General features: G+C 62.0%; 18 protein-coding genes and 1 pseudogene. 14 read left to right on the top strand and 5 right to left on the bottom strand.

What is annotated here, in order from left to right; translation table 11 throughout:
- The 8 genes and pseudogenes from ACOZKU_RS21660 to ACOZKU_RS21625 all read left to right on the top strand — a co-directional run.
- Positions 1 to 222 (top strand): annotated as a pseudogene (locus ACOZKU_RS21660) (sugar ABC transporter permease); the annotation flags it as partial.
- Between the two features lie 103 nt (positions 223 to 325).
- Entirely contained in the window at positions 326 to 1,153 is an 828-nt protein-coding gene (locus tag ACOZKU_RS21655; protein ID WP_421580635.1) for a carbohydrate ABC transporter permease, read from the top strand.
- A gap of 3 nt (positions 1,154 to 1,156) precedes the next feature.
- A complete protein-coding gene (locus tag ACOZKU_RS21650) occupies positions 1,157 to 2,245 on the top strand; it encodes an ABC transporter ATP-binding protein (RefSeq protein ID WP_421580632.1) in 1,089 nt (362 codons plus the stop codon).
- 149 nt (positions 2,246 to 2,394) lie between these two features.
- Entirely contained in the window at positions 2,395 to 4,854 is a 2,460-nt protein-coding gene (locus ACOZKU_RS21645; protein ID WP_421580631.1) for a beta-mannosidase, read from the top strand.
- 33 nt (positions 4,855 to 4,887) lie between these two features.
- Complete coding sequence (locus tag ACOZKU_RS21640; protein WP_421580630.1) at positions 4,888 to 5,649, top strand: sugar phosphate isomerase/epimerase family protein; 762 nt, start codon at positions 4,888 to 4,890, stop codon at positions 5,647 to 5,649.
- Positions 5,650 to 5,661: 12 nt separating this feature from the next.
- Positions 5,662 to 6,795, top strand: coding sequence for a Gfo/Idh/MocA family oxidoreductase (locus ACOZKU_RS21635; protein ID WP_314084466.1), 1,134 nt, complete (start codon positions 5,662 to 5,664; stop codon positions 6,793 to 6,795).
- A 97-nt stretch (positions 6,796 to 6,892) separates the two neighbouring features.
- On the top strand, positions 6,893 to 7,924 hold the full coding sequence (gene mgrA, locus ACOZKU_RS21630) for an L-glyceraldehyde 3-phosphate reductase (RefSeq protein ID WP_421580629.1): 1,032 nt from the start codon (positions 6,893 to 6,895) through the stop codon (positions 7,922 to 7,924).
- 77 nt (positions 7,925 to 8,001) lie between these two features.
- Positions 8,002 to 9,612 carry a glycoside hydrolase family 43 protein gene (locus tag ACOZKU_RS21625; protein WP_421580628.1) on the top strand — a complete coding sequence of 537 codons (1,611 nt, stop codon included), beginning with the start codon at positions 8,002 to 8,004 and terminating at the stop codon, positions 9,610 to 9,612.
- Here ACOZKU_RS21625 and zigA read toward each other — a convergent pair whose 3' ends face one another.
- Both zigA and znuA read right to left on the bottom strand, forming a co-directional pair.
- Positions 9,613 to 10,818 carry a zinc metallochaperone GTPase ZigA gene (gene zigA / locus ACOZKU_RS21620; protein WP_421580627.1) on the bottom strand — a complete coding sequence of 402 codons (1,206 nt, stop codon included), beginning with the start codon at positions 10,816 to 10,818 and terminating at the stop codon, positions 9,613 to 9,615.
- Positions 10,819 to 11,190: 372 nt separating this feature from the next.
- A complete protein-coding gene (znuA, locus tag ACOZKU_RS21615) occupies positions 11,191 to 12,213 on the bottom strand; it encodes a zinc ABC transporter substrate-binding protein ZnuA (protein WP_421580626.1) in 1,023 nt (340 codons plus the stop codon).
- Between the two features lie 99 nt (positions 12,214 to 12,312).
- On the opposite strand from znuA, the gene ACOZKU_RS21610 reads away from it, so the two are divergent.
- From ACOZKU_RS21610 to ACOZKU_RS21600, 3 genes are read left to right on the top strand one after another with little or no spacing between them, the layout of a single operon-like run.
- A complete protein-coding gene (locus tag ACOZKU_RS21610; protein ID WP_421580625.1) occupies positions 12,313 to 13,260 on the top strand; it encodes an ATP-binding cassette domain-containing protein in 948 nt (315 codons plus the stop codon).
- Complete coding sequence (locus ACOZKU_RS21605; RefSeq protein ID WP_421580624.1) at positions 13,253 to 14,083, top strand: metal ABC transporter permease; 831 nt, start codon at positions 13,253 to 13,255, stop codon at positions 14,081 to 14,083. The genes ACOZKU_RS21610 and ACOZKU_RS21605 overlap by 8 nt, the downstream gene beginning before the upstream one ends.
- Positions 14,080 to 14,475, top strand: a complete 396-nt coding sequence (locus ACOZKU_RS21600) for a Fur family transcriptional regulator (protein ID WP_421580623.1) — start codon at positions 14,080 to 14,082, stop codon at positions 14,473 to 14,475. The genes ACOZKU_RS21605 and ACOZKU_RS21600 overlap by 4 nt, the downstream gene beginning before the upstream one ends.
- Here ACOZKU_RS21600 and ACOZKU_RS21595 read toward each other — a convergent pair.
- Positions 14,472 to 15,002, bottom strand: coding sequence for a gamma carbonic anhydrase family protein (locus ACOZKU_RS21595; protein ID WP_421580622.1), 531 nt, complete (start codon positions 15,000 to 15,002; stop codon positions 14,472 to 14,474). The two genes, ACOZKU_RS21600 and ACOZKU_RS21595, sit on opposite strands and share 4 nt — an antisense overlap.
- Before the next feature lie 108 nt (positions 15,003 to 15,110).
- Between ACOZKU_RS21595 and dusA the strand changes: the two genes are divergently transcribed.
- A complete protein-coding gene (gene dusA / locus ACOZKU_RS21590) occupies positions 15,111 to 16,187 on the top strand; it encodes a tRNA dihydrouridine(20/20a) synthase DusA (protein ID WP_421580621.1) in 1,077 nt (358 codons plus the stop codon).
- Positions 16,188 to 16,308: 121 nt separating this feature from the next.
- Positions 16,309 to 16,896 (top strand): J domain-containing protein, encoded by a 588-nt coding sequence (locus ACOZKU_RS21585; RefSeq protein WP_314086998.1) that lies wholly within the window; start codon positions 16,309 to 16,311, stop codon positions 16,894 to 16,896.
- A gap of 6 nt (positions 16,897 to 16,902) precedes the next feature.
- Here the strand turns inward: ACOZKU_RS21585 and ACOZKU_RS21580 are convergent, their stop codons facing one another.
- Positions 16,903 to 17,325 (bottom strand): hypothetical protein, encoded by a 423-nt coding sequence (locus tag ACOZKU_RS21580; RefSeq protein WP_421580620.1) that lies wholly within the window; start codon positions 17,323 to 17,325, stop codon positions 16,903 to 16,905.
- 992 nt (positions 17,326 to 18,317) lie between these two features.
- Between ACOZKU_RS21580 and ACOZKU_RS21575 the strand changes: the two genes are divergently transcribed.
- A complete protein-coding gene (locus ACOZKU_RS21575) occupies positions 18,318 to 19,481 on the top strand; it encodes a hypothetical protein (RefSeq protein ID WP_314084437.1) in 1,164 nt (387 codons plus the stop codon).
- Here the strand turns inward: ACOZKU_RS21575 and ACOZKU_RS21570 are convergent.
- On the bottom strand, positions 19,474 to 19,794 hold the full coding sequence (locus tag ACOZKU_RS21570; protein WP_421580619.1) for a hypothetical protein: 321 nt from the start codon (positions 19,792 to 19,794) through the stop codon (positions 19,474 to 19,476). The genes ACOZKU_RS21575 and ACOZKU_RS21570 overlap by 8 nt on opposite strands.
- Positions 19,795 to 19,810 lie beyond the last annotated feature (16 nt).

Here is a 19,810-nt window from a genome sequence, read left to right as displayed (position 1 = left end):
ATCGCGAGCGGCATCGTCAAGGTCTATGACCTCGTGGTGGCGCAGACGAGCGGCGGTCCGGGCATCTCGTCGGAAGTGCCGGCGAAATATGTCTACGACTACATGTTCCAGGCGCAGAACCTCGGGCAGGGCTTCGCCGCCTCGACCATGATGCTCGTCACCGTCGCCATCATCATCGTGCCATGGGCCTATCTCGAATTCGGAGGACGCAAGCGTGGCTGAGACCGTTTCCATCAAGCCCGGCCCGGCGCTTGCCGCCGCAACGAAAGCCGGCATCGAGCCCCGTGGCGCCAGACCGCGCCGCACATTCTCCGGCCGCAACATCATGCTCTACGGCACGCTCGCCGTGGCGGCCCTCTACTACCTGCTGCCGCTCTATGTGATGGTGGTGACCTCGCTGAAGGGCATGCCGGAAATCCGGCTCGGCAACATCTTCTCGCCGCCTCTGGAGGTGACCTTCGAGCCCTGGGCCAAGGCCTGGGCGACGGCCTGCACCGGCCTCAACTGCGATGGCTTGTCGCGCGGTTTCTGGAATTCGGTGCGCATCACCGTGCCCTCGACGCTGATCTCGATCCTCGTTGCCTCGGTCAATGGCTATGCGCTCGCCAACTGGAAGTTCAAGGGTGCCGACCTGTTCTTCACGATCCTCATCGTCGGCGCTTTCATTCCCTATCAGGTGATGATCTACCCGATCGTCATCGTGCTCCGGGAGCTCGGCATCTACGGCACGCTGACCGGCCTCATCATCGTGCATACGATCTTCGGCATGCCGATCCTGACGCTGCTTTTCCGCAACTACTTCTCGTCCTTGCCGGAGGAGTTGTTCAAGGCAGCGCGCATCGATGGCGCGGGCTTCTGGCAGATCTATTTCCGCATCATGCTGCCCATGTCGCTGCCGATCTTCGTCGTCGCCATGATCCTGCAGATCACCGGCATCTGGAACGACTTCCTGTTCGGCGTCGTGTTCACGCGGCCGGAATACTACCCGATGACCGTGCAGCTCAACAACATCGTCAACTCCGTCCAGGGGGTGAAGGAATACAACGTCAACATGGCCGCGACTTTGCTCACCGGCGCGGTTCCGCTCTTCGTTTATTTCGTGTCGGGACGCCTGTTCGTCCGCGGCATCGCCGCCGGCGCAGTCAAGGGTTAAGCCATGCAGAAATCCGTCTCCATCAAGGACCTTTCGTTGAGCTTCGGCGCGGTCAACGTGCTGGAAAACCTCAATCTCGATATCGGGGAGGGCGAGTTTCTCGTGCTTCTAGGCTCGTCGGGCTGCGGCAAGTCGACCCTCTTGAACTGCATCGCCGGCCTGCTTGAGCCGACCGGCGGGCAGATCTTCATCAAGAACAAGAATGTCACCTGGGAGGAGCCCAAGGATCGCGGGATCGGCATGGTGTTCCAATCCTATGCGCTTTATCCGCAGATGACGGTGGAAAAAAATCTCTCCTTCGGTTTGCAGGTCGCCAAGATGCCGAAAGCGGAAATCGACAAGCGCGTCGCCCGCGCTTCCGAAATCCTGCAGATTGGGCCGCTGCTCAAGCGCAAGCCGTCCGAGCTTTCCGGCGGTCAGCGCCAGCGTGTGGCGATCGGCCGGGCGCTGGTGCGCGACGTCGATGTCTTCCTGTTCGACGAGCCGCTCTCCAACCTCGATGCCAAGCTGCGCTCGGAGCTGCGCGTGGAAATCAAGCGGCTGCACCAGTCGCTGAAGAACACGATGATCTACGTCACCCACGACCAGATCGAGGCCCTGACGCTGGCCGACCGCATCGCCATCATGAAGAGCGGCGTCATCCAGCAGCTCGCCGATCCCAACACGATCTACAACGAGCCGCGCAACCTGTTCGTCGCCGGCTTCATCGGCTCGCCGTCGATGAATTTTCTGCGCGGCGAGATCGTGGAGAAGGGCGGCAAGCCGGTATTTGTCGCCAACGGCGTGGATTTTGCACTGGATGGCTACGCCACCGCAGAACCGCTCCAAGCCGGCCGCAAGGTCGTGCTCGGTGTGCGTCCGGAGCATGTGAAGGTCAACGAGGACGGTTCCGGTGCCGACCATCACCAGGCGACCGTCGACATCGAGGAGCCGATGGGCGCCGACAACCTGCTCTGGCTCAAACATGCCGGCCACACCCTATCCGTTCGCGTCGCCGGGGCCCGGCGTTTTGCGCCCGGAACGGCGGTGAAGCTCTCCTTCGATATGGGGCTCGCTTCATTGTTCGATGCGGGTACGGAGGAGCGGATTTAGAGGCCTCTGCCCCTCATCCGGCTTGTCTCCTCTCCCCGCAGGCGGGAGAGGAGACAAGCCGAGATGTCGCCATTCCCTCTTCCCGCTTGCGGGGAGAGGGCTAGGGTGAGGGGCAGTTCGCCCCGCCCATGAATTTCAGAGATATTGTCATGACCCACACATCCGACATCACCTCCATCGATCTTTCCGGCCTCTGGACCGTCACCAGCACCGATGCGGCGCACACCGCCCCCATGCGCGTGCCCGGGGATGTGCACAGCGCGCTTTTGGCCGCCGGCCTCATTCCCGATCCCTATGCCGGCCGCAACGAGCGCGATATCCAGTGGGTGGCGCAGGAGGACTGGGCGATCGAGCGGACCTTCGAGATCGCGCCCGAAATGCTGGAGGGCGACTGGTATCTCGATATCGGTAGTGTCGACACGGTCGCTTCGGTCTATGTCAACGGCGTGCTGGTGCTCGACACCGACAATTGCTTTCGCCGCTATCGTCCCGATGTCACCGATGCGCTGAAGGTCGGCGAGAACACGCTGAAGGTGCTGATCCATTCGAGTGTCGCGGCCGGCGCGATCCGGCAGGCGGAGCAGCCCTTCTTCATCCCGTGGTCCACAGGCAATTCGCCGATCCCGAACGGCAACATGCTGCGCAAGCCGCAGTGCCATTTCGGCTGGGACTGGAACATCGCGATTGCCCCGCTCGGCATCTATGGAGAGATCGTGCTGCGCAAGCTGGAGGCCGCGCGCATCGAGCATGTCACGACCCGGCAGTTCCACCATGTGGACGGTGCCGTCGATCTCTATGTCACCGCGACCTTCCATGCCGAACAGCCGGGCATCCTGCCGGTGCATTTCGCGCTGGGCGAGGAGCGGGTGCGGCTGGATATCGGCGTCAATGCCGGCGAGACGCAGCTCACCCACATGTTCCGCATCGAGAAGCCGGCGCTCTGGTGGCCGAAGGGCCATGGCGAGCAGGCGATCTATGCCGTGCGCGTCGAGACGCCGACGGAGACGGTGGTGCGCCGCATCGGCCTGCGCCAGGTCGAGCTCCTGATCGACAAGGATGAGCCGGGCAGCCGCTTTGCGCTCAAGGTCAACGGCCGCGAAATCTTCTGCCGCGGCGCCAACTGGATCCCCGCCGACGCGCTGCCCTCGCGCATCAACCCCGTCGCGGTGCGCGACCTGCTGCAATCGGCCGTCGATGCCAATATGAACATGCTGCGCGTCTGGGGCGGCGGGTTCTACGAGCCGGACTGGTTCTACGATCTGTGCGACGAGCTCGGCCTGATGGTCTGGCAGGACTTCATGTTCGCCTGCAACCTCTATCCCTCGACCGTCGACTTCCTCGACAATGTCGCTGCCGAGGTCGAGTACCAGGTCAAGCGTCTCGCCTCGCATCCCTCGATCGTTCTGTGGTGCGGTGACAACGAGTTGGTCGGCGCGCTGACCTGGTTCGATGTCAGCCGCGAGAACCGCGACCGCTACCTCGTCTCTTACGACCGCCTGAACCGCACCATCGAAGTTGCGATGAAGAAGGCCGCGCCCGGCGCGATCTGGTGGCCGTCGAGCCCGGCTTCGGGTTACCTCGATTTCGGCGATGCCTGGCATGCCGACGGTTCCGGCGACATGCACTACTGGTCCGTCTGGCACGAGAACAAGTCGTTCGACAATTACCGCACCGTGCGCCCGCGCTTCTGCTCGGAATTCGGCTTCCAATCCTACACGTCCATGCCGGTCATGAAGACCTTCGCGGACGCCGGGGACATGAACATCGCGTCGCCCGTGATGGAGAGCCACCAGAAGAATGCCGGCGGCAACGAGCGCATCGCCGGAACGATGTTCCGCTACTTCCGCTTCCCCAAGGATTTCCCAAGCTTCGTCTATCTCAGCCAGATCCAGCAGGGTCTCGCCATCCGCACCGCCGTCGAATACTGGCGCTCGCTGAAGCCGCACTGCATGGGCACGCTTTACTGGCAGCTCAACGACACCTGGCCGGTCGCCTCGTGGTCGAGCCTCGACTACGGCGGCAGCTGGAAGGCCATGCACTATATGGTGCGCCGCTTCTTCCAGCCCGTCGCCGTCGCGGCCATCCCGTCGAAGGACGGCGAGACTATCGGCTTCTCCGTCGTCAACGATACGGCCGAAGCTGTCACGGTGAAGCTCGACACCTGGCTCGTCTCGCTCAGCGGCGAGCGGCGCCCGCATCGCAGCGTCGAGGGTGCCTGCGGGCCTGACAAGGCGGAGATGCTGTTTACCGTCTTCGCCGCCGATCTTCCCGAGAACACGCTGCTGTTCTGGTCCTTCGAGGCGTCCAACGGCATGAAGGGCGAGGGGCACCACGTCTCCGGCACCTACAAGGCGCTCGACCTCGACGCCTCCGGCCTGACGCTCGATGTTTCGCCACGCGACGACGGCCGCTTTGCCGTCACCGCCTTGGCAAGCGGCCTTGCGCTGCATGTCATGCTGGAGGCCGATGTTGCCGGCCGCTGGTCCGACAACGCCTTCGACCTCACCGCCGGAGAACGCAGGACCGTGATCTTCACGCCCGCCGAAAGCGGTGCCGTTCCGCAATTCCACTGGCTCGACCTTCATTCCTGCCAGACTTCCCTAGACTGATGCACTTCCCAAGACTGATATGAGGAGACAATAATGCAGACCGTCAGCTTCCAGCTCTACAGCGCCCGCAACTTCCAACCCTTCGCCGAAGTGTTCCGCATCCTCGCCGATGCCGGTTACAAGGAAGTCGAGGGCTACGGCGCGCTCTATGCATCGCTCGACGATGCCGCGATCCAGCAGGTGAAGGCCGATCTCGACAGGAACGGCCTCACCATGCCGACCGCCCATTTCGGCCTCGACATGATTGAGGGCGAGCCGGACCGCGTCATCGAGATCTGCCGAACGCTCGGCATCGAGGCGGTCTATTGCCCCTATCTGCTGCCCGAACACCGCCCGACGGATGCCGCCGGCTGGCACGCTTTTGGCGCACGGCTTCAGAAGGCCGGCGAGCCGCTGCGTAAGGCGGGCCTGACCTTCGGCTGGCACAACCACGATTTCGAGTTCTTCGCGCTGCCGGACGGCTCTGTGCCGCAGGACCATATCTTTGCCGGCGGCCCGGATCTCACCTGGGAAGCCGATATCGCCTGGGTCATTCGCGGCGGAGCCGATCCCTTCGCCTGGATCCAGAAATACGGCAGCCGCATCACCGCCGTGCATGTCAAGGACATCGCGCCGAAGGGCGAGGCCACCGACGAGGACGGCTGGGCTGATGTCGGCCACGGCACCGTCGCCTGGGGCGATCTTGCCAAGGCGCTAGCCGGCACGCCGGCAAAACACTTCATCGTCGAGCATGACAATCCCAAGGACATCACCCGTCTCGCCACCCGCTCGATCAAGACCATCAAGGCATTCTGAGGACTGACCATCATGAGCAAGGAATACGGAGTCGGCATCATCGGCTGCGGCAACATTTCGGGCGCTTATTTCAAGCTGATCCCGATGTTCAGGAACCTGAAGCTTGTCGCCTGCGCCGATATCAACCCCGCAGCCTCCAAGGCGCGTTCGGAAGAGTTCGGCGTAGAGGCTGAGGAGATCGACGCGCTGCTCGCCAATCCGGCGGTCGACGTGGTCGTCAACCTGACGATCCCGGAGGCGCACTATCCCGTCTCGAAGGCCGCACTTGAGGCGGGCAAACACGTCTATTCGGAAAAGCCCTTCGTTCTGTCCATCGAACAGGGCGAGGACCTGCGCCGCATCGCCGACGCTAGGGGTCTCAAGGTCGGTTCGGCGCCGGATACCTATCTCGGCGGCTCGCACCAGTTCGCCCGCCATCTCATCGACAGCGGCAAGGTCGGCAAGATCATGTCGGGCACGGCGCATGTGCTCTCGCCCGGCATGGAGAGCTGGCATCCGAATCCGGACTTCTTCTTCGCGCCGGGCGGCGGGCCGATCCTCGATCTCGGTCCATACTACGTCAACAACCTCGTCAACCTCGTCGGCCCGGTCAAACGCGTCGTGGCGCTCGCCAACAAGGCGCGCGAGGAGCGCATCATCGGCAACGGTCCGCGGCTTGGCCAGGCCGTGCCGGTCATCGTGGCCACCAACATCCATGCCATCCTGGAATTCGAGAACGGCGCGCAGATCGCGCTGATGGCGAGTTGGGATGTCTGGGCGCATCGCCATCAGAATATGGAACTCTACGGCACCGACGGCGCCCTCTTCGTGCCGGATCCAAACTTCTTCGGTGGTAAGGTGGAAGTGGCCGGCAACGACCGCGAGCCGAAGGAAGTGGAGATCTGGGATCACCCGCTGACGGCGCAGAACTACCAGTTCGACTGGGGCCGCCAGGCCAATTACCGCGGCATCGGCCTTGCCGACATGATGGAGGCGGTGACGACCGGCCGCGACTATCGCTGCTCGCTGGATCGTTCGCTGCACACGATCGACGTTCTGACGTCGATCCTGCGCTCGGCGGAGGAGGGCAAGGCCGTCGATATCGTGACGACCTGCACCCAGCCGGAAGCATTGGGCATCGAGGAAGCGCGGTCACTCTTGCGCTAGCCTGCGAACAACCGGCCGGTGAGGGCGGATGTCCCTTGCCGGCTGGCATGTCCGGGCTGTACGAAACACGTCCCGATTCAAATAAAGGAATTTTACAATGGCCTGGCAGCCGGCGGACAACCGTTACGACAAGATGATCTACAACCGCGTTGGGCGCTCCGGCCTGAAGCTGCCGGCGGTGTCGCTCGGCCTGTGGCACAATTTCGGCGATGACACGCCGCATGACCGCAAGGTCGACATGTGCCGCACCGCCTTCGATCTCGGCATCACCCATTTCGATCTCGCCAACAACTACGGTCCTCCCGGCGGAACGGCCGAAACGGCCTTCGGCGAAATCCTGCGCACCGATTTCAAGCACCTGCGCGACGAGTTGATCGTTTCTTCCAAGGCCGGCTACGACATGTGGCCGGGTCCCTATGGCGAATGGGGCAGCCGCAAGTACCTGATCGCCTCCTGCGACCAGAGCCTGAAGCGCATGGGTCTCGACTATGTCGATATCTTCTACTCGCACCGCTTCGACCCGGAGACGCCGCTGGAAGAGACCTGCGGCGCGCTCGACCATATCGTGCGCTCCGGCCGTGCGCTCTATGTGGGCATCTCCTCCTACAATTCGCAGCGCACCCGCGAAGCCGCCGCGATCCTGAAAGACCTCGGCACCCCCTGCATCATCCACCAGCCGAGCTATTCCATGCTCAACCGCTGGATCGAGGAGGACGGCCTTGTCGACACACTCGATGAACTCGGCATGGGCTCCATCGTCTTCACGCCGCTGGCGCAGGGTCTGTTGACGGCAAAATATCTCGGCGGCATTCCGAGCGACAGCCGCGCGGCGCTGAACCATTTCCTGAAGTCGGATTCCATCCGTCCCGAAATTCTCGACAATATCCGCAAACTCAATGGCATCGCCGAGAAACGCGGCCAGACGCTGGCGCAGATGGCGATCGCCTGGGTGCTGCGCGGCGGGCGCATCACTTCGGCGCTGATCGGCGCCAGCCGCTCGTCGCAGATCGTCGATTGTGTCAAGGCCCTGGACAACCTCGACTTCTCGTCCGCCGAACTTGCCGAGATCGAGACCCTTTCGAACGGCGCCGATGTCAATCTCTGGAAGCGCTCGGCCGAAATCGATTGACGTTCTGGCCGCCCGGCAAAACCGGGCGGCCTTTTTCGCGCATAATCTGACGTACGTGCATCATTTTGGAGGAGACGATGATCCGCAACCCGATCCTGCCAGGCTTCAACCCGGACCCCTCGATCTGCCGCGTGGGGGAGGACTACTACATCGCGACCTCGACCTTCGAGTGGTATCCGGGCGTGCAAATCCATCATTCGCGTGATCTGGTGAACTGGACGCTGGTGCGGCGGCCGCTGGAGCGCAGGAGCCAGCTCGACATGCGCGGCAATCCCGACAGCTGCGGCGTCTGGGCGTCGTGCCTGTCCTACGCCGACGGGCTGTTCTGGCTGGTCTATACCGACGTCAAGCGCTTCGACGGCAGCTTCAAGGATGCACACAACTACATCGTTACGGCCGCGTCGGTAGAGGGTGAGTGGTCGGACCCGGTTTACGTCAATTCCTCCGGCTTCGACCCCTCGCTCTTTCATGACGAGGACGGGCGAAAATGGTTCGTCAACATGCAGTGGAACCACCGGCTGGAAAACCATACGGGTGCTGCGCACAATGCCTTTGACGGCATCCTGCTTCAGGAATGGGATGCCGGAGCGCGGCGTCTGGTCGGGCCGGTGAAGAACATCTTTCCCGGCACAAGGCAGGGCCTGGTGGAGGCGCCGCATCTCTTCCGCCGCAACGGCTGGTATTATCTCACGACGGCGGAGGGCGGCACGGGTTACGACCACACTGTCACCATGGCGCGCTCGCGGACGATCGACGGGCCCTATGAAACGCATCCGGATCTTTACCTGATCACCGCCAAGGATCACCCCGAGGCGCCGCTCCAGCGGGCAGGGCATGGACAATATGTCGAGACGCCGGAGGGCGAGGCCTATCACACCCATCTCTGCGGCCGGCCGCTGGCGCCCTTGCGCCGCTGCACGCTGGGCCGCGAGACGGCGCTGCAGAAATGCGTCTGGCGCGAGAACGACTGGCTCTATCTGGAGCATGGCTCGCCGGTGCCGGAGGTTGAGGTCGCGGCGCCGGGCGGAGCCGTCGCCATCGAGAAGCCGGCGAGCGTATCCTATGATTTTTCCGACGGCACGTTGCCGGCGGATTTCCAGTGGCTGCGCACGCCGGAGCCGGAGCGGATCTTTTCGCTCTCCGCCCGGCCGGGGCATCTGCGGCTGTTCGGGCGCGAAAGCATCGGCAGCTGGTTCGAGCAGGCGCTGGTGGCGCGGCGGCAGGAGCATCATGATTTTCGCGCCGAGACGGTGATCGAGGCGGAGCCGGAGGTCTATCAGCAGGTTGCGGGCCTCACCCACTACTACAACCGCTACAAGTTCCATGCGCTGGGGCTGACCCGGCACGAGGTGCTGGGCCGCACGCTGACCATCCTGTCCTGCCCGGGGGATTACCCGAACGGAAACCTGACCTTCCCGGCCGGCAGCGGCGTGGCGGTGGGCGAGGGGGCGCTGGAACTGGCGGCAGAGGTGCATGGCAACGATCTCCAGTTCTTCTGGCGCCCCGCCGGTACCGACGCCTGGCAGGCGATCGGCCCGGTGCTGGATGCCGGCGTGGTGTCCGACGAAGGCGGGCGGGGCGAACATGGCTCGTTCACCGGCGCCTTCATCGGCCTTTTCGCCTTCGATATTACCGGAGGCGGGCGCGGCGGGGATTTTGCCGGCTTCCGCTACACCGCGCTCTCCTGATCAGCCGGCCTGCCGGATCCAGGCGGGAAACGGGTCCGGCAGGTTCGCCCAACGGGCGGGCTCGAAGCTTTCCGCCGCGACGAGGCAGGCGTCCAGCCGGCGGCGGATGTCGTTTTCATCCATCGGGTCCGCGCCGATGAAGACGAGCTCCTGCCGCCGGTCGCCCCAGACGGGATCGGTGTTGGTCGCGATGGCCTCAAGCGCTGCCTTGTCCTCAGGCCAATGCTGGCGCGGCACGGCGGCCCACCACAGGCCGAGCCGGTCGCTCCTGACCAGCGCGCCCGCCTGGCTCATCTCTCCGACATGGTGCGGCCGCGTCGCCAGCCAGAAGAAGCCCTTGGCGCGGATGACGCCCGGCCAGCTTTCATCGAGAAACGCCTTGAACCGCGCCGGGTGGAAAGGCCTTCTGGCGCGGTAGACGAAGGAGCGGATGCCGTATTCCTCCGTCTCCGGTACATGGTCCCTGAAGCCGTGCAGCTCCTTGAACCACAGCGGATGTTCGCTCGCCTTGGCGAAATCGAACAGCCCGGTGCCGAGGATGTCGGTAAGTTCCACACGGCCGAAATCCGTCTCGATTATGCGGGCGGCGGCGTTGAGGCCGCCGACGATCTGGCGGGCGGCGATGAGATCGGTGGGGCTTGCGGCACCCGTCTTGTTGAGCACCACCACATCGGCGAATTCGATCTGCTCGACGAGGAGTTCCACCAGCGTGCGCGTATCGCCTTCGCCGGCCGTCTCGCCGCGCTGGGCCAGGAAGTCCTGGGAGCCGTAGTCTTTCAGGCGGTTTGCGGCATCGACCACCGTCACCATCGTGTCGAGCCGGGCGACATCCGACAGGCTCCAGCCGCTTTCGTCGCGGAAATCGAAGGTGGTGGCGACGGGCAGCGGCTCGGAAATGCCGCTCGATTCGATCAGCAGGTAATCGAAGCGGTTCATCTCGGCCAGCCGCCGCACCTCCGCCAGCAGGTCGTCGCGCAGCGTGCAACAGATGCAGCCATTGGTCATCTCCACCAACTGTTCGTCCGTGCGGGAAAAATCGGCCCCGCCTTCGCGGATGAGGGCGGCGTCGATGTTCACTTCGCTCATGTCGTTGACGATGACCGCCACGCGCAGGCCGCTGCGGTTGTTCAGGATATGGTTGAGCAGCGTCGTCTTGCCGGCGCCGAGGAAGCCGGAGAGCACGGTGACGGGGAGGCGGTTGTCCATCGTTTCTTGCCTTTAATGTTATACAATTACATTTTTCGGGCTGAAAAAGGCGGGATGGTCCCGCCGATTTTCTTGAGTTTGGGGCCTGCGCCGAAGGTTCATGCGGCGCTTGTGGTTGTGGATGCTCGGGTCGAGCCCGAGCATGACGGAGGAGAGGTGAGGCGGCGCGGCAAAGTTTAGGGGAAAAAACCGCTTGGGCGGTTGTTCAAGTTTCCGATGCTCTCGCGTCGTGCCCCTCAAGGTTTTTGCGTGCGATGATCTTTGCCTTGCCATTCTCATCCGGCCATGTTTCTCGCGTCGCCTTGACCATCCCCACCACGTCATCCTCGGGCTTGACCCGAGCATCCATGCGGCAACTATTGCCCCTCCAAATCAGCTCGGCTGTCCCAGGCAATCGCGCAGTGAGGTGGCGATGCTGCGCATCAGCGTGAAGTAGAGCTCCGGACCCGGCTCCAGCGTGGCGGCTTCCGGGTCGAGCACGCCGGACTTGGCAGACGTTCCCTCGATTACCACGTTGACCAGCTTCGGCTCGAACTGCGGTTCGGCGAAGACGCAGGTGGCGCCGAGGGTTTTGACCTTGTCGCGGATCTGCGTCAGGCGTTCGGCGCCCGGCAGGGTTTCCGGGCTGACCGTGATGGAGCCGGCGGCGTGCACGCCGTAGTGATGCTCGAAATACTGATAGGCATCGTGGAAGACGATGAAGGGCTTCTCCTTCACAGGGGCGACGGTCTCGGTGATTTCGGTGTTGAGCGCGGCGAGCTTGTCGGTGAGGGCCGCGAGGTTCTTGTTGTAGATCTCGGCATTGGCCGGGTCCTTCTCCGAAAGCGCGCGGGCGGCCTCGGTGGCGATGGCGCGGGCATTGTCCGGGCTCAGCCACAGATGCATGTCGAATTCGCCATGCTCCTCATGCTGATGGCCGGCTTCCTCTTCGTGATCGTGACCGGCGTCTGCCGCCTTGGCGTGGTCGTGACCTTCTTCCTCATGGGCATGATCGTGCCCTTCCTCGCCCTCATGCGTATGCGCCTCGAACGGGCCACCCTCGCGGAATTGCAGCTTCTCCAGGCCGGGCGCATCGTTGAGCTCGACGATGGTCGCCTTGCCGCCAAGCGATTCCAGCGGCTTTTCGAGGAAGGCTTCCAGCCCGTGGCCGACCCAGAAGACGAGGTCCGCATCCTGAAGGGCGGCGGCATTGGACGGCTTCAGCGAATAGGTATGCGGCGAAGCCGCACCCTCGACGATCAGCTTCGGCTCGCCCACGCCCTGCATGACGGCGGCGACGAGCGAGTGGATCGGCTTGATCGACACCACCACATCCGGCGCTTCGGCGCGCGCGGCAAGGGTGCCGGCGGCAAGGAGGGCGGTGGAGAGAAGGAGGGTGCGCACGGTCTTTTGCATGGGATACTCCGCTTGAATTCGAATGTAATGTTATTACATCAATTGCGTTATGCTATAACGTGTGCCATATCCTCACGCAACAGGCATTTTGGAAAAATCATGCTGCAGACCCCAACCAAGACCGTTCAGCCGCTCGTCTCGCTTGCGGGTGTCGGCGTGCGCCGTCAGGGCCGCTGGCTCGTGCGCGGCGTGGAATTTTCCATAGCACCGGGCGAAATCGTCACGTTGATCGGCCCGAATGGCTCGGGAAAATCGACGACCGCCAAGACGGCGATCGGCGTGCTGAAGGCCGACGAGGGCAGGGTGGAGCGCAAGGCGGGCCTCAAGGTCGGCTACGTGCCGCAGAAGCTTGCGGTCGACTGGACCATGCCGCTCACCGTCGACCGGCTGATGACGCTGACCTCCTCGCTCAAGGGCGCGGAGATCGATGCCGCGCTCGAGGCGACCGGCATCCGCCATCTTGCCCGCGCCGAGGTGCAGCATCTTTCGGGCGGTGAATTCCAGCGCGCGCTGCTCGCCCGTGCCATAGCCCGCAAGCCGGACCTGCTGGTGCTCGACGAACCGGTGCAGGGCGTCGATTTCTCCGGCGAGATCGCGCTCTACGATCTCATCAAGACCATTCGCAACACGACGGGCTGCGGCATCCTGCTGATCTCGCACGACCTGCATGTCGTGATGGCCGAGACGGACACCGTCATCTGCCTCAACGGCCATGTCTGCTGCCGCGGCACGCCCGATATCGTCAGTCAGAGCCCGGAATACCAGCGCCTGTTCGGCGTTCGCGGCGGCCAGACGCTGGCCTTCTACAATCACAACCACGACCACACGCATCTGCCTGACGGCCGCGTGCTGCATGCCGATGGCTCGATCACCGACGATTGCCGGCCTGACGACGGGCATCACCGCGATATCCTGCCGTCCGGCGGCCGCGCCGGGCCGATGCGCCTGGGGCTGGGCAGCGGACACGTTCACGGGCCGAATTGCGGCTGTGGTCCCGACACCGCGCCCCGGCCGGCAGACAGCAAGGGAGCGCGGCGCGATGCTTGACGACTTTTTCATGCGCGCGCTCGTCGCCGGCGTCGGGCTTGCGCTCACCGCCGGGCCGCTCGGCTGTTTCGTCGTCTGGCGCCGCATGGCATATTTCGGCGATACGATGGCCCATTCGGCGCTGCTGGGCGTGGCGCTTTCGCTGCTGATGGATTTCAACCTGCTGATCAGCGTCTTCATCGTCGCCGCCACCGTCTCGATCCTGCTGCTGCTGCTCCAGAAGCGCGGCACGCTTTCCACCGATGCGCTGCTCGGGATTCTCTCGCATGCCACGCTGGCGATCGGCCTTGTCATGGTCTCCTTCATGACCTGGGTGCGCATCGATCTCGTCGGTTTCCTGTTCGGCGATATCCTCGCCGTCTCGCGCGCCGATGTGGATCTGGTCTGGGGCGGCGGCATTCTCGTCACCTTCGCCATCGTCTGGATGTGGCGTCCGCTGATCGCCTCGACGGTCAATCCGGAACTGGCGGAGGCCGAGGGCATGGAGCCGGAGAAGACGCGGCTGGCCTTCATGCTCCTGATGGCGCTCGTCATCGCCATCGCCATGAAGATCGTCGGCATTCTGCTCATCACCTCACTTTTGATCATTCCCGCCGCCACGGCGCGGCGCTTTTCGACGAGCCCGGAGATCATGGCGGTGCTCGCCTCCGTCATCGGGGCACTTGCCGTCATCGGCGGGCTGTTCGGCTCCCTGAAATTCGACACGCCTTCCGGCCCCTCGATCGTCGTTGCAGCGCTTGGCCTGTTCATTCTAAGCCTGCTGACCAAGCCGAGGACGAGCGGCGTCGATTCTTCAACCGCCAGCCAGAGAGGCCAGGCATGACGACCCAGACTTTGACGCGCAACCAGGGCCTCGTGCTCGATGTGCTCTCGCATTCCCAGGGGCCGCTCAGCGCCTATACGATCCTCGACAAGCTGCGCGACAGCGGGTTTCGCGCGCCGCTCCAGGTCTATCGCGCACTCGACAAGCTCCTGGAGTTCGGCCTCGTGCACCGGCTGGAAAGCATCAATGCCTTCGTCGCCTGCGCCCATCCCGACGAGAGCTGCCACGCCCACGGCATCACCGCCTTCACGATCTGCGAGACCTGCGGCAAGGTCACCGAGTTCCACGACCATGTGATCGAGGACCGGCTGAAAAGCTTTGCGAAGGACCGCAATTTCAAGACCGGCAAGACGACGATCGAGATCCGCGGCACCTGTGCGGGCTGCGCTTAGGCGATCGGTTTCAACCCCTTCTTGAAGCGCTGCCAGTTACGGACATAGCTTTCGGCCGAGCGCTTCAGGCCCTCGACGGCCTCCGCGTCCAGCGTGCGGATGGCCTTTGCCGGGGAGCCGACGATCAGCGAATTGTCCGGAAAGATTTTGCCTTCCGTCACCAGCGCATTGGCGCCGACCAGGCAATTGTTGCCGATGACCGCGCCGTTCAGCACGGTCGCGCCCATGCCGATGAGCGAATTGTTGCCGATCGTGCAGCCATGGATGATGGCGCTGTGGCCGATGGTGCAGCCTTCGCCGATGACGACGGGTTTTCCGGGGTCCGTATGCACCACCACGCCCTCCTGGATATTGGAGCGGGCACCGAGGATGATCGGCTCGTTGTCGCCGCGCAGCGTCGCGCCGAACCAGATGCCGACATCCTCGCCGACGATGACCTTGCCGATGACATTGGCATCCGGCGCCACCCAGTAGCGGTCGTCGGCGGGCAGTGTCGGGGCGCGGTCGTCGAGGGCGTAAAGCGGCATGGTTTCCTCCGGCGGTTTGATTCCTCAGCCCACTCTAGCACCCGCCCGCCGGGACGGGGAAAGGGCGGAGGGTGGTTTTTGAAGACGGGATGGAGTATGAGCCCGGCCATGACGAAGAGAGCGACATTCTACAGCCAGGCCGTGACCGCGGGGACGAAGATTTTCGCCACCGCGCCGATGATCGATTGGTCGGACCGGCATTACCGCGTCTTTGCGCGGCAGCTCACGAAGCATGCGCTGCTTTTCACCGAGATGATCGTCGCCGATGCCATCCTGCGCGGCAATCGCGAGCGCCTGCTCGGCTTCGATGCCGTGGAGCAGCCGGTCGCCTTGCAGCTTGGTGGCAATAGCCCAGAGAAATTGGCGGAAGCGGCGCGGATCGGCGCGGATTTCGGCTATGCCGAGATCAACCTCAATGTCGGCTGCCCCTCGGACCGGGTGCAGTCCGGCACGTTCGGCGCCTGCCTGATGCGCGAGCCGGACCTCGTGGCCAATTGCGTGGCCGCGATGAAGGCGGCGGTGACCATTCCCGTCACGGTGAAATGCCGCATCGGCGTCGACGACCAGGACCCGGAGGTGGCGTTGCGCGACCTCGTCTCCCGCGTGAAGGCCGCCGGGACGGATGCCGTCTGGGTCCATGCCCGCAAGGCGTGGCTGCAAGGCCTGTCGCCGAAGGAGAACCGCGATATTCCGCCGCTGGACTACGATCTGGTGCGGCGGCTGAAAAGTGAAAACCCCGGTCTTTTCATCGGCCTCAACGGCGGGCTTCATAGTTTGAGTCACGCTGTCGAAGAGATGGACGGGCTTGACGGTGTCATGCTTGGCAGGGCCGCCTATCAGGATAGCGGTGTTCTCACGGGCGTGGATGAGCTTTTTCCGCATCCCCTGTCGGGTGGCCAGCCATCCGGTGCTTTCTCCGATCCGCAGGGGCTTCCCGTCGAGCGGTGGGAGGCGGTGCGGGATGCCATGGTGGCCTATGCGGCCGAGGTGATCGCCCGGGGCGGGCGGGTGGCGCATGTCACGCGGCATATGGTCGGGCTGTTCCAGGGCTTTCCGGGTGTCCGGCGCTACCGGCAGATCCTCTCCACCGATGCCACCAAGCCGGGCGCCGGGCCGGAGGTGATCGCCAATGCCTTCGCGGCGGTGCTGTCGGCGCGGGGCGAGGCGCGCGACGCGGCGGAGTAGCGCTTTCTGTGCATCGTCGCGGCGTGACCACAATTTCGTCCCCTCGGGGGCGGAAAACGGCGTAAACAACAAACGACGCATTCGAAGAACAACAGGTGCCTGCGTGATCGATCCCTACACCATGCTCGGACTGGAGCGCGATGCAGACGACAACGCGGTGAAGGCTGCCTATCGCAAGGCCGCCAAGGGCATGCATCCCGATTCGGGCGGCGACGCCGACCAGTTCGCCCGTTTGCAGACGTGTTACGATCTCCTGCGCGATCCCGTGCGCCGAAAAGTGTTCGACGACACCGGCTTCGACCCGCAGCTGGCCGATCCGCGCGACCTCAAGGGCCTGATGCTGCTCGAACCGCTGGTCAACGAGGTCATCCTCGACGAGCGCGAGCCGGGCAGCTTCGACCCGCTGGCGGCGATGCGCCGCAAACTCTCCGACGACATCGTCAAGAGCCGCTTCCACATCCTGGAGCTGGAACGCCACCGCAACCGCGTGCGCCAGCATATCGACCGCCTCGGCCGCAAGGCCGGCACGGACTTTTTGGGCTCCATGCTGCGCGCCCGCTCGCAATCGATCGCCGAGGCGATCCGCAATGCCGAGACCCAGATCCAGTCCATCGAGCAGGCCTATGCCATGCTGGAAGGCTATTCCTACGAACTGGCCGCCGCGCTCGAGCCCGGGCCGGTGCTCGTCAAGGGCGAGGCGGCCGAATAGGCCCGTTCACCAGTGCTTCGGCAGCGGCGGCGCCTCGCCCTCGTATTTCGGTGCGGGCTGCGCCGCGCGCATCTTTTCGAAGGCGCGAAAGGCCTTTCGCTTGCGGCCGGAAACGAGCGCGTGGGCGGTCTCGACGGCAGCGTCCTGATGGGCGCGCGTCTCGCGGTAGGACGAGCTCATCCTGATCTTGCTCGCGAGATAGCCGAAATGCTCGGCATCCGCCACGGTCTGCGCCAGTTCGTCGAAGAGGCGGCGCTGGTCGGCGTCGAGATTGGCAAGGCAGCAGGGCTGCTGCGTCGCAGGGAAGAACCAGTTGCAGCGATGCCGGCGCCGGCAGTCGCGACGGCGGCAGATGCGCTCCGGCAGAGCCAGCATTTCGGCGGTGCGGGCGAGCAGCTGGCGGCTGAGCGGGAGGGGTTCGCAGGGCATGGGGACTCCTGTTTTCGGGAAGGGAAGGCGGGCGATGCGCCCGGCGCGCGACATCCGGGGTGGTTTTCGCCGGGCCGGATCGGCCGTCGCCGGGCGCCGCCTTTGCGGCCTGCCGCTCGACGGGACGCGCGAAAAAACCGTCCCGCGCGTGAAACGCCACGCCGGGGTCTGGATCAGGCTTCGGACGGGGCGCTCAAAGCTGTCTCGTCAAAAGTTATAGAAGTGACACCTTTCAGCGCCCCGTTCAGCGTTTTTTGCCTGCGACTCCGGTCTCTCTGCAAAGGCTGGATTGGCGGCGGTTTGCCGTCGGTTTCCGGGGCGGGCCTTGGACCGGTTTTGACATCCGCGCAGAACTCTTCATCGAGCCCGGCCCGGACGGAAAGACTCATCGCCTTTCCCGGGAAGACACCGCTCCGGCGGACGATGCCGACGCATCCGCCAGTCCCAGCCCCCTTGTGTGCCGCACAGGCACATCCGGCGCGCCGTCAGGGGATGAAACCACGGGACCGGTCCGACGCCCCGCCGCTTCCCCCATGTCGCCGGAGGGAGACCACTTTCCGCAGACCCTTCTGGAGACGGCTTACGTCCGTCCCTCCCCAAAAGCGCCGACCCCGCCTCGCCGCAACGCCTTGCGGTGTATCCGCGGCGGGATGAGGGGAGTATGGCATGAGGCGTTGAGGCGGGAATTAAGTAGGGAAAATTCTCTGTATCGATCACCTTGGGCTAAATTCAAGGATAAATAAATTATGCAGCAAAATCAGATGGTTTGTTGGCGCAGGCGAAACCAAAGAAATACGATATGAATAAATTTTCTAATTTTGAATCCACGGAATAAGCTAAAAATGATCACCTAACCGGAGTCGACTGTTTTTCGTGCAAATTGGGTGAGTAGCGAAACTTCCGAAGAGTTATATTTAATTGTTCAAAAAAATGCATGATTGTATCGTGTGAAGAGTCATTTTAATTTGCAATCTTTCTAAGGTGGTTTTCCAGTGAAAATTCGAGTTTCTTATAAGGCCAAATCAATTCTTCATTTGGTTGAAAATTGGCCAGTTCAGAGAGATGGTTATGAGGTAAATTTTCGGCTTAATGGCAATAACGTTGTTGGAATAATAGTTGAATTTAACGTCACGGAAGATGATCTGCCTTCCGTTGAGTATGGAGAAGATAACTCAAGTGTAGCTGCACATATAAGTGTTCCCGAAATTAAGAAGCTGGAACACGTGCGTCCCTATGTGAGGCGAATACAGTCGTTTCTTGACTCTATGGCTCCAACAGAAGTCGATTTCAAGTCGGAAAGCATTGAGTGGGTTCCTGAAACTGAAAAGGAGCGGAGGGATCTGAAGTTACATCAATTCTCTCTTGCATCAGAAGGGACGCGATATGACTCTCAAATTGAGCTGACGTATGATTTCATAGCCGCCCTCACTTACCATGCTTATTCTGCTGTTCCTCAAGAAATATCTCTTTCATTTGTTCACAATGGGAACAAGGACTATGATGACGGTAAGTATATATCTGCATTCTATAACTATTTCTTCTCTTTGGAGACGCAGTTTTTTCCAGGGTATTCAGATCCAAAAAAAGTAAAAGTAAAATTGAAGGATAGTCTGAAGATTCGCGAAGCAATAAAAGATCTTCGGGAGGCCTTGGAAGTGCAGCGGAATCACGATCGCAATCAATTCGCGAAATTTAAAAAAATGAATGATGATCAGCTATTAGAGCATCTCGTTGATACCCGGGGGCATCTACATCACCATGCGCCTAGGGGCCCGGCTTCATGGCATCCTGACGAACAAGACGTTTACATGGAAGATGCGTTTGCATTGAAGGTTTTGTCAGCAAGCGTGGCCAACTCCTTCATCCTTGAGTCTGTCTATGCGACAGAAAAAGGGAAAGAATTCTTTCAGGCTTGCGAAGCGGTCGGTGCTATTGTTTGTATTACGGCGCGTGGAATTGAGGTAACCTTATCGGGCGATGAGCGTGATTTTGAGATGCGTATGAGAATACCAAGCAAAAATCCGCATCCCGCTTTAATTGAGAGCTTGAACAATAAGGTTCGTGAGCATCTATCGAAAAATAAATGCACTCCGAGGAGCTATAAAATGTATTCCGAAAATGGAGATGTCGTTGCTGAATATAATAATTTCAATTAGCTCTTTTATAGGTGCTCACTCTGTTTGCGCATTTCGGGTCCGTAAATAGATCCCATTTTTTTAAAAATCCATTTGGGTAGTATTTTATGTCTATCATTTCAATTATTTTTTGCTCTGCCATGTGTATAGCATGTGTAGGGATTTTCCCGTTCCTAAATGCGGAAGAGGGCACATCGTCTACCTTTATTTCAAAAAATTCTCTTTTACTGATAGTGCGTCGTTCGCCTTCTATATATTCGATCGCAGTAACTTCTGCGATTGCATAGAAACAGACGCGCAATTTTTGATCAATCGCTGATTTTCGCGTTGTCATACAATCGTTCCAGATT

This window comes from Shinella sp. M31, from assembly GCF_049199205.1.
Lineage (GTDB): Bacteria > Pseudomonadota > Alphaproteobacteria > Rhizobiales > Rhizobiaceae > Shinella.
This window is presented reverse-complemented; position numbering and strand designations above follow the sequence as displayed.

What these genes read in the sequence shown, in the direction of transcription:
- ACOZKU_RS21655 (WP_421580635.1), top strand. Translation starts at nt 326, where the DNA reads ATGCTCTACGGCACGCTCGCCGTGGCGGCCCTCTACTACCTGCTGCCG.
- ACOZKU_RS21650 (WP_421580632.1), top strand. Translation starts at nt 1,157, where the DNA reads ATGCAGAAATCCGTCTCCATCAAGGACCTTTCGTTGAGCTTCGGCGCG.
- ACOZKU_RS21645 (WP_421580631.1), top strand. Translation starts at nt 2,395, where the DNA reads ATGACCCACACATCCGACATCACCTCCATCGATCTTTCCGGCCTCTGG.
- ACOZKU_RS21640 (WP_421580630.1), top strand. Translation starts at nt 4,888, where the DNA reads ATGCAGACCGTCAGCTTCCAGCTCTACAGCGCCCGCAACTTCCAACCC.
- ACOZKU_RS21635 (WP_314084466.1), top strand. Translation starts at nt 5,662, where the DNA reads ATGAGCAAGGAATACGGAGTCGGCATCATCGGCTGCGGCAACATTTCG.
- mgrA (WP_421580629.1), top strand. Translation starts at nt 6,893, where the DNA reads ATGGCCTGGCAGCCGGCGGACAACCGTTACGACAAGATGATCTACAAC.
- ACOZKU_RS21625 (WP_421580628.1), top strand. Translation starts at nt 8,002, where the DNA reads ATGATCCGCAACCCGATCCTGCCAGGCTTCAACCCGGACCCCTCGATC.
- zigA (WP_421580627.1), bottom strand. Translation starts at nt 10,818, where the DNA reads ATGGACAACCGCCTCCCCGTCACCGTGCTCTCCGGCTTCCTCGGCGCC.
- znuA (WP_421580626.1), bottom strand. Translation starts at nt 12,213, where the DNA reads ATGCAAAAGACCGTGCGCACCCTCCTTCTCTCCACCGCCCTCCTTGCC.
- ACOZKU_RS21610 (WP_421580625.1), top strand. Translation starts at nt 12,313, where the DNA reads ATGCTGCAGACCCCAACCAAGACCGTTCAGCCGCTCGTCTCGCTTGCG.
- ACOZKU_RS21605 (WP_421580624.1), top strand. Translation starts at nt 13,253, where the DNA reads ATGCTTGACGACTTTTTCATGCGCGCGCTCGTCGCCGGCGTCGGGCTT.
- ACOZKU_RS21600 (WP_421580623.1), top strand. Translation starts at nt 14,080, where the DNA reads ATGACGACCCAGACTTTGACGCGCAACCAGGGCCTCGTGCTCGATGTG.
- ACOZKU_RS21595 (WP_421580622.1), bottom strand. Translation starts at nt 15,002, where the DNA reads ATGCCGCTTTACGCCCTCGACGACCGCGCCCCGACACTGCCCGCCGAC.
- dusA (WP_421580621.1), top strand. Translation starts at nt 15,111, where the DNA reads ATGACGAAGAGAGCGACATTCTACAGCCAGGCCGTGACCGCGGGGACG.
- ACOZKU_RS21585 (WP_314086998.1), top strand. Translation starts at nt 16,309, where the DNA reads ATGCTCGGACTGGAGCGCGATGCAGACGACAACGCGGTGAAGGCTGCC.
- ACOZKU_RS21580 (WP_421580620.1), bottom strand. Translation starts at nt 17,325, where the DNA reads ATGCCCTGCGAACCCCTCCCGCTCAGCCGCCAGCTGCTCGCCCGCACC.
- ACOZKU_RS21570 (WP_421580619.1), bottom strand. Translation starts at nt 19,794, where the DNA reads ATGACAACGCGAAAATCAGCGATTGATCAAAAATTGCGCGTCTGTTTC.